We start from the raw sequence: 13,754 nt of genomic DNA on the forward strand, positions 1-13,754 counted from the left end.
GGGCGAGCTATATGGCGGCGGACCATGTGACCCGCAAGAGGTTAATGTCAATGGAGGGGACGCGGAGCGCCGGGCGCGACCGGGAAATGCGGCAAGGTCGGCCCGTCACGCGCCGGGATCGAGGGCCAGCAGCCCGCCCGCCTGCCGCCGCACGCGTCCCTGCATCTCGAGCTGGGTGATGGCCGGTGTGACGTGCCGGGCCGCGCGCGAGAGATCGCGGATAAGCTGATCCTCGGCAATGGGGGCGGGGCCGAGCCGGTCGAGGATTTCCCGGTGAAGCGCCGCCGTCTGCGCCGGGTCGCGGGCCTCGGGCGCGGGCGTCTCGGGCAGGTCCAGCACCGTCTGCTCGGGTTGCTCGGGCGGCAGGGCGCGATGACGTCCCGCGCGGACCGCACCAGGATCGCGCCGTCGCGGATCAGCATGTTGCCGCCTGCCGCCCGCGCGTCGAAGGGGTGGCCCGGCACGGCCAGCACCTCGCGCCCCTGGTCGAGCGCGGCGCGCGCGGTGAGCAGGCTGCCGGATTTCGCCGCCGCCTCGACCACCACGAGCGCGCGGGCCAGCGCCGGGATGATCCGGTTGCGGCGCGGGAAGTGGCGGGCCTGCGGCTGCCGGCCCATCGGCATCTCGGACAGCCGCGCGCCGGTCCCGGGGATCGCATCCGCCAGGGTGGCGTTCTCGGGCGGATAGAGGGCATCGACGCCTCCGGCCATGACCGCCACGGTGCCGGTTTCGGCCGAGGCCTGGTGCGCGGCGGCGTCGATCCCGCGGGCGAGGCCCGAGACAACCACGTATCCGGCCTCGGACAGGGCGGCAGCGAGGTTGCGCGCCATGCGCAGCCCGAGCGACGAGGCATTGCGTGCACCCACCACCCCGATCATCGGGCGGTGCAGCGCGGATGTCTGGCCGATGACCCAGAGCATCGGCGGGGGATCGGCCAGATCCATCAGTCCGGGGGGGTAATCTTCCGTCCCGATGCAGATCAGGCGCGCGCCCGCCTTGCGGGCGTCGCGCAGTTCGGCGGTGATGACGGGTTCGGGGCAGACCTCGTATCCCTCGACCCCGGCGGCGGCGGCGATCTCCGGCAGTGCCACGAGCGCCGCCGAGGCCGTGCCGTGCTCCGACAACAGCCTGTAGAAGGTCGAGATCCCGACCCGGCGGGAGCGCAAGAGACGGAGCCACGACAACCGGTCTTCTTCCGTGGTGGGTGGGAGTGGGGGGTGAGTGGAAGGATGTAAATCCACGACCATCGTGACTCCGCCTGCTTGCGGAATCAGGTATAGGGTCGGCCCGGTTAATTTTAGATGAATCCGATGGTTAACGGAGTCCCGGCAAGGCGGGGCTCAGGCCGACCCGCCCACGGTCAGCCCGCCGATCAGCACCGAGGGCTGCCCGACGCCCACGGGCACCCACTGTCCCTGCTTGCCGCAATTGCCCATGCCCGGGTCCAGCGCCATGTCGTTGCCGAGCGCCCGGATCCGGGTCAGCGCCTGCGGCCCGTCGCCGATCAGCGTGGCGCCCTTCACGGGCGCGCCGCGCTTGCCGTCCTTGACCAGGTAGGCCTCGGTGCAGGAGAAGACGAACTTGCCGCTGGTGATGTCGACCTGTCCGCCGCCGAAGCCGACGGCGTGGATCCCGTCCTTCATCTCGGCCACGATCTCCTCCGGGGTGGCCTCGCCGCCCAGCATGTAGGTGTTGGTCATCCGTGGCATCGGCGCATGGGCATAGCTCTCGCGTCGGCCGTTACCGGTGGCCTCGACCCCCATCAGCCGCGCGTTCTGCCGGTCCTGCATGTAGCCCACCAGGATGCCGTCCTCGATCAGCACGTTCTTGCCCGAGGGCGTGCCCTCGTCGTCCACCGTGATCGACCCGCGTCGGTCGGGGATCGTGCCGTCGTCCAGCACCGTGACCCCCTTGGCCGCGACCTGCTGCCCCATCAGCCCGGCGAAGGCCGAGCTGCCCTTGCGATTGAAATCGCCCTCCAGCCCGTGGCCGATCGCCTCGTGCAGCAGGATTCCGGGCCAGCCGGGGCCGAGCACGATGTCCATCACCCCCGCCGGCGCCGGCACGGCGTCGAGGTTGACCAGCGCGATCCGCAGCGCCTCGTCCGCCTTGGCCTGCCAGTCCGCCGGATCCAGCAGCCCGTCGAGCCCGACGCGCCCGCCGCCGCCGGCGGTGCCGCTTTCGCGCCGCCCGTCCTTTTCGACGATGACCGAGACGTTGACGCGCACCATCGGGCGGGCGTCGCGCAGGATGCCGCCCTCGGGCCGCAGGATCTCGACCTCCTGCAGCGAGGCCGCGATCGTCGCCGAGACCTGCACGACCCGGGGGTCGCGGTCGCGGGCATAGGCGTCGATCTCGCGCAGGGTCTCGACCTTGACCGGAAAGTCCGCTCCGGCGATCGGATCGGCATCGGTGTAGAGCCTGCGGTTCGTCGCGCGCGGGGCGGGAGCCATCGTTCCGCCGCCGTCCCCGACCGCCAGCCGCGCCGTCCCGGCCGCGCGTTTGAGCGCCGCTTCCGAGATCTCGGTCCCGTGGGCATAGCCGGTGACCTCTCCGGCGACCGCGCGCAGGCCGAATCCCTCGGAGGCGTCATAGCTGGCCGTCTTCACCCGCCCGTCGTCGAAATGCAGCATCTCGGACCGCTTGCGTTCGAGAAACAGCTCGCCGTCGTCGCCCCCGGCCACCGCCTCGCGCAGGATCGACAGGGCGCGCCCCTCGTCCAGCAGGGTTTCGAACGGGCGGAATGGTGTATCGGGCATGCGAGGCCTCCTGTCGCGGCGCGGAACCGGCCCGTTTTCTTGATCCAGATCAAAAAAGCGTCCGTTTGCCGCAAGCGGGATTATTGTGGTGACGGAAAGAATATGGTTTTAAACGACCGCAAACAACGGGCGGCCTCCGGAATTCGGCCTTTCGCCCCTTGTCGGAACAAGAGCCTTAACGGAACAGGGTGTCTCATGCGTAAAATCACCAGCCTTTCGGCCCTCATGGCGTCCTTCGCCGCACTGCCCGTGGCGGCGCAGGAACTGGAGACCGTCGGCAAGCCGGAAAACGGTGGCGTGGGTTTCCAGCCTGCCGTGACCGAAGTCGCGCGCGACCTGCAGTGGCTGGACTACATGATCCTCTGGATCATCACGGCCATCGTCATCCTGGTCTGCGCGCTGCTGCTGATCGCGATCTTCCGCTTCAACCGCAAGGCCAACCCGACGCCGGGCACCTTCACCCACAATTCGCCGCTGGAAATCACCTGGACCATCGTTCCGATCCTGATCCTGGTGTTCATCGGCGCCTTCTCGCTGCCGACGCTCTTCAAGCAGCAGACCTTTCCCGAGGGCGACATCAACATCAAGGTGACGGGCTACCAGTGGTACTGGGGCTACGAATACACCGACACCGAATCCGAGCTGGCCTTCGACAGCTACATGATCGGCCAGCCCTACACGATGACCTCCGAGGACGAGGAGACCGGCGCCCGGGCCTATGTGCTGAACGAAGCGATGCGCGCCAAGCTGGTCGCCAACGGCTATAACGAGGACGAGTTCCTGCTGGCCACCGACACGGCCGTGGTGATCCCCGTCGGCGCGACGGTGGTGATGACCGTCACCGCCGCCGACGTGATCCACGCCTGGACGATCCCCGCCTTCGGGGTCAAGCAGGACGCGGTGCCCGGCCGCCTGGCGCAGCTCTGGTTCTCGGCCGACCGCGAGGGGGTGTATTTCGGCCAGTGTTCCGAGCTCTGCGGCAAGGACCACGCCTACATGCCGATCACGGTCAAGGTGGTGAGCCCGGAACTCTACCAGGCCTGGCTCGCCGCATCGGAAGAGGCGGGCGGCTATGTCGATCCCTCCGAGATCGACGTGAACAGCTGATCGGTGGCCGCCCGGCCCTCGGCCGGGCGGCGCCGACGATGCACGGCGCGCCGTGCAGGCAGACACAGGACCACGCATGACCGACGCGAGTTTCGAGACACAGACCACGCCCGGAGAGGCCCAGTTCGGCGATTACGTCGCGCTGCTCAAGCCGCGCGTCATGTCGCTGGTCGTCTTCACCGCGGCGGTCGGGCTGCTGGCCGCGCCGGGGGCGATCCACCCGTTCGTGGCCTTCTTCGCCGTGCTCTGCATCGCCATCGGCGGCGGGGCCTCGGGCGCGCTGAACATGTGGTACGACGCCGATATCGACCGCGTCATGAAGCGGACGTCGCGCCGGCCGATCCCCTCGGGCCGCGTCGCGCCCGAGGAGGCGCTGGCCGTCGGCCTGACCCTGTCGGGCTTTTCGGTCATCATGCTGGGCCTGGCGACCAACTGGGCCGCCGCCGCGCTGCTGGCCTTCACCATCTTCTTCTATGCCGTCGTCTACACCATGTGGCTCAAGCGCTGGACGCCGCAGAACATCGTCATCGGCGGCGCCGCGGGCGCTTTCCCTCCGATGATCGGCTGGGCCGCGGTCACGGGCGGCATCTCGCTCGAATCCGTGCTGATGTTCGGGCTGACCTTCCTCTGGACCCCGCCGCACTTCTGGGCGCTGGCGCTGTTCATGAAGTCCGATTACGAAGAGGCCGGCGTGCCCATGCTGACCGTCACGCACGGCCGCCGCGCCACGCGGAGGCACATCTTCGCCTACACCTTCCCGCTGGCAGCGCTGGCGATCGGCACCGCCTTCACCTCGATCGGCGGGCCGCTCTACTTGGCCGTCGCCGTCCTGATGAACGCGCTTTTCGTCAAGGGGGCCTGGGATATCCTGCGCCGTGACGAACCCCTGGCGGAGGCCGACGCCTACCGGGTCGAGAAACGCTACTTCACCTTCTCGCTGCTCTATCTCTTCCTGCATTTCGGCGCCCTCCTCGCCGAGGCGGCGCTGCGGCCCTGGGGCCTGGGGGGGTGGTGATGTCGTTCCGCGAGCCCCATGACCTGCACAAGCGGCGCTGGAGCCGGAACCTCGGTCTCGGGGTGGTGCTGGCGGTCTTCGTGTCGCTGGTCTTCGGCCTGACGATCGCGAAGGTGTCGCAGAGCCCGATCCAGCTGCCCGGCGCGGCCCAGACCGGCGAGGGGAACTGATGGCATTGACCGGACCGAAGAAGACCGTCCTGACCACCGTGGGCATCGTGGCCGTCATGGCCTCGCTCGGTTTCGCGTCGGTCCCGCTCTACGACCTGTTCTGCCGCGTCACGGGCTTCGGCGGCGTCACGCAGGAGGCCGATGCCGGCTCGGACGTGATCCTCGACCGCACGATCAAGGTCCGGTTCGACGCCACGGTCGACAGCGGCATGCCCTGGACCTTCAAGCCGGTCGAGCGCGAGATGACCGTGCGCATCGGCGAGACCGGGCTGGCCTTCTACGAGGCGCACAACCCGACCGACCGCCCCGTCGCCGGCACGGCAAGCTACAACGTCTTCCCCTACGAGGCGGGCGGATATTTCACCAAGATCGACTGCTTCTGCTTTACCGAACAGGTCCTCCAGCCGGGGGAAACGGTGCAGATGCCGCTGACCTTCTACGTCGATCCCGAGATGGTCGAGGACCGCGACGCGAAACACGTTCGAACGATCACGCTGGGCTATACTTTCTACGAGACGGAGCTTCCCGAACAGCAGGCGCAGCTTGCGACCGGGACCGGCGAAGATATAAACTGAAGACCTCAGGCGAGGGAACGAGGGCACCAAGATGGCGCATGAGAAAAACCACGACTACCACATCCTGACACCGTCGCTGTACCCCTTCATCGGGTCGGTCGGTGCCTTCATCATGCTCTTCGGGGCGGTGCAGTGGATGCACGGCAGCGGGCCCTGGCTCTTCCTGATCGGGCTGGTCGCCGTCCTCTACACCATGTTCGGCTGGTGGCTCGAAACGGTGAAGGAGAACAAGGCCGGGGACCACACGCCCGTGGTGATGATCGGCCTGCGCTACGGCTTCATCCTGTTCATCATGTCCGAGGTGATGTTCTTCTCGGCCTGGTTCTGGACCTTCTTCAAGCACGCCATGTACCCGATGGGCCCCGAAAGCCCCGGTGTCGACGGCCAGTGGCCGCCCGCGGGAATCGAGACCTTCGACCCCTGGCACCTGCCGCTGATCAACACGCTGATCCTGCTCTGCTCGGGCGCGGCGGCCACCTGGGCGCACCACGCGCTGGTGCACGAGGAAAACCGCCAGGACATGAAATGGGGCCTGATGCTCGCCATCGGGCTGGGGATCGTGTTCACCCTGTTCCAAGCCTATGAATACAGCCACGCCGCCTTCGGCTTCTCGGGCAACATCTACGGCGCGACCTTCTTCATGGCGACCGGGTTCCACGGTGCGCATGTGATCATCGGAACGATCTTCCTCTTCGTCTGCCTGCTGCGCGTCTATGCCGGCGACTTCACCGCCAAGAGCCATGTGGGCTTTGAGATGGCGGCATGGTACTGGCACTTCGTCGACGTGGTCTGGCTCTTCCTCTTCGCGGCCGTCTACATCTGGGGCGGCTGACACATGGTGGGGTGAAACCCCACCCTACGCTTGATGGGAAGGCGCGGGGCATCGCTTCGCGCCTTCGGCTTTGAAAAGGCAACGCCATGTTCAAGAAACTGATCGGACCGCTGATCTTCGGCATCGGAGGCTGCGCGGTTCTGGTCTCGCTCGGCCTGTGGCAGGTCGAGCGTCTGCAGTGGAAGCAGGAGATGCTGGCCGGGATCGAGAGCCGCATCGCGGCCATGCCCGGCCCTCTGCCCACGGTCGCCGTCCCGGGCACGGACCAGTACCTGCCGGTCGAGGTGACGGGCCGCTTTGGCGAGACCGGGCTGCGCGTGCTGGCCAGCCGCAAGCATTCCGGCGCGGGTCACCGCCTGATCCAGCGTTTCGAGACCGGAGAGCGGTCGATCCTCGTCGACCGCGGTTTCCTGCCGCAGCCCGACGAGGCGCCGGAACTGCCCGCCGGAGAGGTCACGATCCGCGGCAACCTGCTCTGGCCGGACGAGACCGACGGCTTCACGCCGTCCCCCGATCTCGCCGGCGGGCTCTGGTTCGCGCGCGACGTGCCGGAAATGGCCTCGGCTCTGGGAACCGAGCCCGTGCTGGTCGTCATCCGCGACCCCGGTTTCGACGACGGCGCCGTCGATCCGATGCCGGTCTCGTCCGAGGGAATCCCCAACGACCACCGCGAATATGCCATCACCTGGTTCTCTTTGGCCGCGATCTGGCTGGCCATGACCGGCTATCTGTTTTATCGGACGCTGAGACCGCAGGGGGACGACACGACGTGAAGTACATCTCGACCAGGGGCCGCGCCCCCGAGCTGACCTTCGAAGAGGCGATGCTGACCGGGCTGGCACGCGACGGCGGGCTCTACGTGCCGGCCGATATCCCCACGCTCTCCGGCGACGAGATCGCGGCACTTGCCAACCAGCCCTACGAGGAGGTCGCCTTTCGCATCATGCGGCCCTTCATCGGCGACACCTTTTCCGACGACGAATTCCGGGGCATCATCGCCCGCGCCTATGCCGGCTTCGAACATGCCTCCCGCGCGCCGCTGGTCCAGCTCGGCCCCGGTCACTTCCTGCTCGAACTGTTCCACGGGCCGACCCTGGCCTTCAAGGATTTCGCCATGCAGCTGATCGGTCAGCTGTTCGAGGCCTCGCTGACCCGCTCGGGCGACCGCGTGACCATCGTCGGCGCCACCTCGGGCGATACCGGATCGGCCGCGATCGAGGCGTTCCGGGGGCTCGACGCGGTGGATGTCTTCATCCTGTTCCCCCATGGCCGGGTCAGCGAGGTGCAGCGCCGCCAGATGACCACCCCGGCCGAGACGAATGTCCACGCCCTCTCGGTCACCGGCCATTTCGACGACTGCCAGGCGCGGGTGAAGGACATGTTCAACGATTTCGCCTTCCGCGACGAGGTCCGGCTGGCCGGCGTGAACTCGATCAACTGGGCGCGGGTGCTGGCGCAGGTCGTCTACTACTTCACCTCGGCCGTGGCGCTCGGCGCGCCGCACCGCAAGGTCGGTTTCACGGTTCCCACGGGCAATTTCGGCGACATCTTCGCCGGCTACATCGCCCGCCGCATGGGCCTGCCGATCGACCGGCTGGTGGTTGCGACGAACCAGAACGACATCCTGCACCGCTGCCTGACCACCGGCAGATACCTCCCCGAGGGGGTGATCCCCTCGATCAGCCCCTCGATGGACATCCAGGTCTCGTCGAACTTCGAACGCGTGCTCTTCGAGGCCTACGACCGCGACGGCGCGGCGGTGGCCCAGCTCATGGACGAGCTGAAGGCCGGCGGCTTCACCGTCTCGCAGGGCGCGCTGGAACGGCTGCAGGACCTGTTCCTGTCCGGCCGCGCCTCGGAAGAGGAGACGGGCGCCACGATCCGCCGCCTGCGCGAGACGGCCGGAGAGACGCTCTGCCCGCATTCCGCGGTCGGGGTGAAGGTGGCCGAGGAGCATCTGGACCCGGGCGTCCCGATGATCACCCTTGCGACGGCGCATCCGGCCAAGTTCCCCGATGCGGTCGAGGCCGCCACCGGGGCCCGGCCCGGCCTGCCGCCCCACATGGCCGATCTCTTCGACCGCGACGAAAGAGTCACGCGGGTCGAGAACGATCTTGCCGAAATCGAACACTTCATCCGGGAAAACATCGCGAATTGACACCTGAGCTTCACACGCTTCCCAACGGTTTCCGCATCGTGACCGAGCGGATGCCCGGCCTGAAATCCGCCTCGATCGGGATCTGGGTCGCCGCCGGCGGCCGCGACGAACGGCCCGAGCAGAACGGGCTCGCGCATTTTCTGGAACACATGGCCTTCAAGGGCACGGCGACGCGCAGCCCCGTCCAGATCGCCGAGGCGATCGAGGACGTGGGCGGCTACATGAACGCCTATACCTCGCGCGAGGTGACGGCCTATTACGCGCGGGTGCTCGGTGCCGACGTGCCGCTGGCGCTGGAGGTGCTCGCGGACATACTGCGGAACTCGACCCTCGACGAGGACGAGATAGAGGTCGAGCGCGGGGTCATCCTGTCGGAAATCGGACAGGCCCTCGACACGCCCGACGACATTATCTTCGACTGGTTGCAGGAAAAGGCCTATCCCGAGCAGCCGCTCGGCCGGACGATCCTGGGGCCCGAGGAACGCATCCGGGCATTTCAGCGCGACGATCTCGCCCGCTTCGTGCGCGAGAACTACGGCCCCGGTCAGATGATCCTTTCGGCGGCGGGCGATGTCGATCACGCGGCGGTCGTCGCGGCGGCGGAACGGCTCTTCGGCGACATGACCCCGGTCGACCAGACGCTTGCCAACGGCGCGACCTTCGTCGGTGGCGAGAGCCGGGTGGTCAAGACGCTGGAACAGGCGCATATCGCGCTCGGGTTCGAAAGCCCGGACTACAGGCATCCCGATGCCTACGTCGCCCAGGTCTACGCGGCGGCCATGGGCGGGGGCATGGCCTCGCGGCTGTTCCAGGAGATCCGCGAACGCCGCGGTCTCTGCTACACGATCTTCGCCCAGGCCGGCGCCTATACCGACACCGGGATGACCACGGTCTATGCCGGCACATCGGACGACAAGGCCGGCGATCTCGCCCGGATCACCATCGACGAGATGAAACGTGCCGCCGACGACTTCAGCGAAGAGGAGACCGCCCGCGCCCGGGCGCAGATGAAGGCGGGGCTGCTCATGGGGCTCGAGGGGCCCTCCTCGCGCGCCGAACGCATGGCGCGCATGGTCCAGATCTGGGGCCACGTGCCGCCGCTGGAGACAGTGGTGGAGCGTATCGAGGCGGTGACCCGCGACGATCTGCGCGCCTATGCCGGGCGCATGGCGACCGAGGCGCCGATGGCCCTTGCGGTCTACGGACCGGTGGACCGGGTGCCGGACCACGCCGGCCTGTCGCTCGCGCGCGCGGCCTGATGATCCTGAACCGGCGCAAGCTGAAGATCGAGACGGAGCGCATGACGCTGCGGCCGCCGGTTCACGGCGACCACCGTCCCTGGTCGGAGCTGCGCCGCGAGAGCGAACGCTATCTCAGGGCCTGGGAGCCGTCCTGGGCGCCCGACCACCTGTCGCGCCGGGCCTTCACCAACCGGGTCTACTGGGCGCAGCGGTCGATCGGCAACGGCTCGGCCGTGCCCCTTTTCCTGATCCGTCGCGAGGACGAGACGCTGCTGGGCGCGATCACCCTCGACAACATCCGCCGCGGCCCGGCCCAGGCAGGCACCATCGGCTACTGGACCGGCGAACGGTTTGCCCGGCAGGGCTACATGCGCGAGGCGATCGACGCCGTGGTCCACCACGCCTTCCACCGCATGGACCTGAGCCGGATCGAGGCCGCCTGCCTGCCCGAGAACACGCCCTCGCGCGCGCTGCTGGAGACATGCGGCTTCAAGTACGAGGGGGTGGCGCAGAGCTATCTCCAGATCGACGGGCGGTGGCGGACGCATGTCCTCTATGCCGCCCTGCGGATGGACCGGCGCGGGCGCACCGACGCCGGGTGACCCGGTTGCGCGCCTGCGGCGCACGCGAATCTTGCGCCCATTCCGGGGGAATGGTCGCGGGGCCTCCGGCGGGGATATTGACCGGCAAGAAGAAGTTGATGCCCGCTGAAGAGGCAAAGGGCGGTCGCGGGGGCGGCTGACGGATTTGTGAGCGCGGTCCGGGCGCGGGGCCATGCTAGGCTGCACCGCGAGGAGATCGCGATGCGCAACTTGATCCTGGGAATGGGGCTGGGACTGGGCCTGGGACTGGGGCTGCCGGCGGCGCCCGCCTATTCGCAGGCCCGGATGAGCCATTGCATCGCCATCGCGGATGCCGCGCCGGGGGTGGAGTATCTTCACAAGGCCGGCTTCCGGGACGCGGTGCCGGATTTCTCGGTCCGGATCTCCTATGTCACCCATTCCTCCTATCTCATCCAGACCGCCGGCGGGCTGTCGGCGGTTACAGATTACGCCGGTTTTCTCGGCAGTGCGGATTTCATCCCCGATATCGTCACGATGAACCATGCGCATACCAGCCATTTCACCGGCGCGCCGGACCCGGCCATCCCCCATGTGCTGCGTGGCTGGTCCGGGACCTATGGCGAGCCGGCGGACCACCATCTCGATCTCGGAGAGATGCTGATCCGCAACGTCGCGACCGACATCCGGTCGATGGGCGGGGTCGAGGAGAACGGCAATTCGATCTTCATCTTCGAGGTCGAGGGACTCTGCATCGGCCATCTGGGTCATCTGCATCACGAGCCGAACGAGGACCAGTATGCCGCCATCGGGCGGCTCGACGTGGTGATGGTGCCGGTGGACGGCGGCATGACCCTGGACACTGCCTCGATGGTGCGGGTGGTGGAGCGGCTGAAATCCTCGGTCGTGCTGCCGATGCACTGGTTCTCGGGCGCCTCGCTGCAATGGTTCCTCGAGGGGGTCGAGGACGCGTTCGACATCGATATCCGCCGCGAGAGCGAGATCACCCTGTCGCTGCGCGACCTGCCGGAGCGGAGGACCGTGATCGTGCTGCAGCCCGCCTGGCTGCGTGACGCGGAATAGGCTGGGCGATGGCGCGCCGGGGTGCTAGCACTCCGCGCATGACACTGAATCCCGCAGACGACACGCTGGCCGCGCGGTTGCGCGACCGGCTGGACCGCCGGGCCTTTCGCGACCTGGCCCCCCGCTATCTCGAAGAGCCGCGGGGCACCTGGGTGGGCCGGGCCGGGCTGGTCGTGGCGCCGAGCGACGTCGAGGAGGTCTCGGCCGTGATGGCGGCGGCCCATGCCGCGCGGGTGCCGGTCGTGCCCTATGGCGGCGGCACCGGACTTGTCGGCGGGCAGGTCGTGCCGGAGGGGCCCGCGCCCCTGATCCTGTCGCTGGAGCGGATGACCGCGATCCGCAAGGTCGACCCGGTCGAGAATGTCGCCGTGGTCGAGGCGGGCGCCGTGCTGGAGGATGTCCACCGGGCGGCAGAGGCCGCGGGGCGGCTCTTTCCCCTCTCGCTCGCGGCCAAGGGTTCGGCCCGGATCGGAGGCAACCTGGCGACCAATGCCGGGGGGGTGAACGTGCTGCGCTATGGCAATGCGCGCGATCTCTGCCTGGGGCTCGAGGCGGTGCTGCCGGACGGGCGCATCTGGAACGGGCTGACGCGGCTGCGCAAGGACAACACCGGTTACGACCTGCGCAACCTGCTGGTCGGCTCGGAAGGGACGCTGGCGGTCATCACGGCCGCCGCGCTCAAGCTCTTTGCGCGTCCGGCGGGGCAGGGGACGGCCCTTGCGGTCGTGCCGGACCCGCGCGCCGCGCTCGACCTGCTGGCTCTGGCGCGCGACCATGTGAGCGAGGCGATCTCGGCCTTCGAGCTGATGGGCGGCGAGGGGCTGCGCTTTCTCGAGGAGACGCAGCCGGAGATCCGGCGCCCCTTCGATCCCGCGCCCGACTGGATGGTGCTGATCGACCTCGGGCTGCCGGCCGGGATCGATCCGGACACGGTGTTCGAGACGATCTTTGCCGAGGCGCTCGAACGGGGGCTGGTGAGCGATGCCCTGATCGCCCAGTCCGCGGCTCAGGCGGACGCCTTCTGGGAGGTTCGCGAGAGAGTGCCCGAGGCCAACCGCCTGATCGGATCGGTCTCGAGCCACGACATCAGCCTGCCGCTCTCGAACCTGCCCGAGTTCATCGACCGGGCCTCGGAGACTGTCGCCGGGATGGGACCTTTCCGGATCAACTGTTTCGGCCATCTGGGCGATGGGAACCTGCACTACAACGTTTTTCCGCCCAAGGGGGCACCTGCCGCCGACTGGCGCGGGCAGGCAGGCGAGGTCAAGCGCGCGGTGCATGACCTCGTGCACGAGCTCGAGGGGTCGGTCAGTGCCGAACACGGCATCGGACGCCTCAAGACCGAGGACCTCGAACGCTACGGCGATCCGGTCAAGCTCGAGATGATGCGCGCGATCAAGGCGGCGCTCGATCCTCAGGGCATCATGAACCCGGGCGCGGTGCTGCGCGGCTAGGAGCGGCGGAGGCGCGGCTTGGCGACGCGCTCCTGCAGCTCCGCGACAAGCTGCGGGTGCGGGCGGTCGGCCTCGATGGCGAGCTTGCGCAGGCGGAAATGCACATGCGCCATCTCTTGGTAATAACTCGTGTAGGCATAGTTCGTCAGGGCGCCGGCCGCCGCCCCCAGCACCGGGATGGTCTGGGCAGCGAGCTTCTGTCCCAATACGGTGGCGAGGCGTGGCGCGACCCGCGCGATCAGGCCCTGGACGGTGGCCCCGGTCAGCGCCACCCGCGAGGTGTAGAAGGCCAGGTCGGTGCCGTCGTCTTCGGCCAGCGGACCGGCGGCGGCGAAGACGCGGATGCAGTCGAACTGCACCCCGTCGCTTTCGGCGTCGAAGCCGTATTCCGCCGCCACCCCCTGGATCGCCCGCAGAAGCACCGTCGTGGTGATGGGAAGTTCGGCCATTGCGCTCGGCAGGCCGCCGAAGCCGCCCGCCGCGCCCATCGAGGTGGTGACCGCGAGGTTGACCCAGCCGGGCTGGTCCGCGACGTAGCGGCGCGAGCCCTGGGCGGCCCGCATCGACGCGGCCAGCGCGGCTTCGGTCGTCTTGTCGAGCCGCTCGCGGATGTCGCGCGGCAGCCGCTTGAGAAGCCCCTCGGCACTGTCGCCGACGAGGTTCAGGATCTGCAACCCGACGCCGCCGGCCTGGCGGTAGCGCCTGGCCAGGGCATCCAGCTCGGCTTCGACATCCACCGGCTTCTGCGGCAGGTCGTCGATCACGGTGGCGGATAGGTCTCGGCGGCGGCGGTCTGTCAC

At 68.4% G+C, this 13,754-nt stretch carries 13 protein-coding genes and 1 pseudogene; 11 read left to right on the top strand and 3 right to left on the bottom strand.

What is annotated here, in order from left to right; genetic code table 11:
* Positions 1-105 precede the first annotated feature (105 nt).
* Positions 106-1,247: pseudogene (gene dprA / locus OB2597_RS19655) on the bottom strand (DNA-processing protein DprA).
* Positions 1,248-1,340: 93 nt separating this feature from the next.
* Positions 1,341-2,759, bottom strand: coding sequence for a metalloprotease TldD (tldD, locus tag OB2597_RS19660; protein ID WP_009807377.1), 1,419 nt, complete (start codon positions 2,757-2,759; stop codon positions 1,341-1,343).
* A gap of 195 nt (positions 2,760-2,954) precedes the next feature.
* Between tldD and coxB the strand changes: the two genes are divergently transcribed.
* The 11 genes from coxB to OB2597_RS19715 all read left to right on the top strand — a co-directional run bounded on the left by coxB (position 2,955) and on the right by OB2597_RS19715 (position 12,954).
* On the top strand, positions 2,955-3,866 hold the full coding sequence (coxB, locus tag OB2597_RS19665; RefSeq protein WP_040609463.1) for a cytochrome c oxidase subunit II: 912 nt from the start codon (positions 2,955-2,957) through the stop codon (positions 3,864-3,866).
* A 76-nt stretch (positions 3,867-3,942) separates the two neighbouring features.
* Positions 3,943-4,881: a heme o synthase gene (cyoE, locus tag OB2597_RS19670; RefSeq protein WP_009807379.1), complete on the top strand. Its 939-nt coding sequence runs from the start codon at positions 3,943-3,945 to the stop codon at positions 4,879-4,881.
* Positions 4,881-5,051, top strand: a complete 171-nt coding sequence (locus OB2597_RS22320; RefSeq protein ID WP_009807380.1) for a hypothetical protein — start codon at positions 4,881-4,883, stop codon at positions 5,049-5,051. Before cyoE ends, OB2597_RS22320 begins: the two co-directional genes overlap by 1 nt.
* A complete protein-coding gene (locus OB2597_RS19680; RefSeq protein ID WP_009807381.1) occupies positions 5,051-5,626 on the top strand; it encodes a cytochrome c oxidase assembly protein in 576 nt (191 codons plus the stop codon). The genes OB2597_RS22320 and OB2597_RS19680 overlap by 1 nt, the downstream gene beginning before the upstream one ends.
* 31 nt (positions 5,627-5,657) lie before the next feature.
* Positions 5,658-6,458: a cytochrome c oxidase subunit 3 gene (locus OB2597_RS19685; protein WP_009807382.1), complete on the top strand. Its 801-nt coding sequence runs from the start codon at positions 5,658-5,660 to the stop codon at positions 6,456-6,458.
* 86 nt (positions 6,459-6,544) lie between these two features.
* Positions 6,545-7,231 (top strand): SURF1 family protein, encoded by a 687-nt coding sequence (locus OB2597_RS19690; RefSeq protein WP_009807383.1) that lies wholly within the window; start codon positions 6,545-6,547, stop codon positions 7,229-7,231.
* A complete protein-coding gene (gene thrC / locus OB2597_RS19695; RefSeq protein ID WP_009807384.1) occupies positions 7,228-8,616 on the top strand; it encodes a threonine synthase in 1,389 nt (462 codons plus the stop codon). The genes OB2597_RS19690 and thrC overlap by 4 nt, the downstream gene beginning before the upstream one ends.
* Positions 8,613-9,875, top strand: coding sequence for a M16 family metallopeptidase (locus OB2597_RS19700; protein ID WP_009807385.1), 1,263 nt, complete (start codon positions 8,613-8,615; stop codon positions 9,873-9,875). Before thrC ends, OB2597_RS19700 begins: the two co-directional genes overlap by 4 nt.
* Positions 9,875-10,459 (top strand): GNAT family N-acetyltransferase, encoded by a 585-nt coding sequence (locus OB2597_RS19705; protein ID WP_009807386.1) that lies wholly within the window; start codon positions 9,875-9,877, stop codon positions 10,457-10,459. The genes OB2597_RS19700 and OB2597_RS19705 overlap by 1 nt, the downstream gene beginning before the upstream one ends.
* A 201-nt stretch (positions 10,460-10,660) precedes the next feature.
* Positions 10,661-11,500 carry an MBL fold metallo-hydrolase gene (locus tag OB2597_RS19710; RefSeq protein WP_009807387.1) on the top strand — a complete coding sequence of 280 codons (840 nt, stop codon included), beginning with the start codon at positions 10,661-10,663 and terminating at the stop codon, positions 11,498-11,500.
* A gap of 38 nt (positions 11,501-11,538) precedes the next feature.
* On the top strand, positions 11,539-12,954 hold the full coding sequence (locus tag OB2597_RS19715; RefSeq protein WP_009807388.1) for an FAD-binding oxidoreductase: 1,416 nt from the start codon (positions 11,539-11,541) through the stop codon (positions 12,952-12,954).
* On the opposite strand, the gene OB2597_RS19720 is transcribed toward OB2597_RS19715, so the two are convergent.
* Positions 12,951-13,718 carry an EcsC family protein gene (locus OB2597_RS19720; protein ID WP_009807389.1) on the bottom strand — a complete coding sequence of 256 codons (768 nt, stop codon included), beginning with the start codon at positions 13,716-13,718 and terminating at the stop codon, positions 12,951-12,953. The two genes, OB2597_RS19715 and OB2597_RS19720, sit on opposite strands and share 4 nt — an antisense overlap.
* Between the last annotated feature and the right edge of the window lie 36 nt (positions 13,719-13,754).

The sequence above is a fragment of the Pseudooceanicola batsensis HTCC2597 genome (genome assembly GCF_000152725.1).
GTDB lineage: Bacteria > Pseudomonadota > Alphaproteobacteria > Rhodobacterales > Rhodobacteraceae > Pseudooceanicola > Pseudooceanicola batsensis.

Bases quoted from the DNA above. Each gene is read 5' to 3' on its own strand.
- tldD (WP_009807377.1), bottom strand. From the start codon at position 2,759: ATGCCCGATACACCATTCCGCCCGTTCGAAACCCTGCTGGACGAGGGG.
- coxB (WP_040609463.1), top strand. From the start codon at position 2,955: ATGCGTAAAATCACCAGCCTTTCGGCCCTCATGGCGTCCTTCGCCGCA.
- cyoE (WP_009807379.1), top strand. From the start codon at position 3,943: ATGACCGACGCGAGTTTCGAGACACAGACCACGCCCGGAGAGGCCCAG.
- OB2597_RS22320 (WP_009807380.1), top strand. From the start codon at position 4,881: ATGTCGTTCCGCGAGCCCCATGACCTGCACAAGCGGCGCTGGAGCCGG.
- OB2597_RS19680 (WP_009807381.1), top strand. From the start codon at position 5,051: ATGGCATTGACCGGACCGAAGAAGACCGTCCTGACCACCGTGGGCATC.
- OB2597_RS19685 (WP_009807382.1), top strand. From the start codon at position 5,658: ATGGCGCATGAGAAAAACCACGACTACCACATCCTGACACCGTCGCTG.
- OB2597_RS19690 (WP_009807383.1), top strand. From the start codon at position 6,545: ATGTTCAAGAAACTGATCGGACCGCTGATCTTCGGCATCGGAGGCTGC.
- OB2597_RS19705 (WP_009807386.1), top strand. From the start codon at position 9,875: ATGATCCTGAACCGGCGCAAGCTGAAGATCGAGACGGAGCGCATGACG.
- OB2597_RS19710 (WP_009807387.1), top strand. From the start codon at position 10,661: ATGCGCAACTTGATCCTGGGAATGGGGCTGGGACTGGGCCTGGGACTG.
- OB2597_RS19715 (WP_009807388.1), top strand. From the start codon at position 11,539: ATGACACTGAATCCCGCAGACGACACGCTGGCCGCGCGGTTGCGCGAC.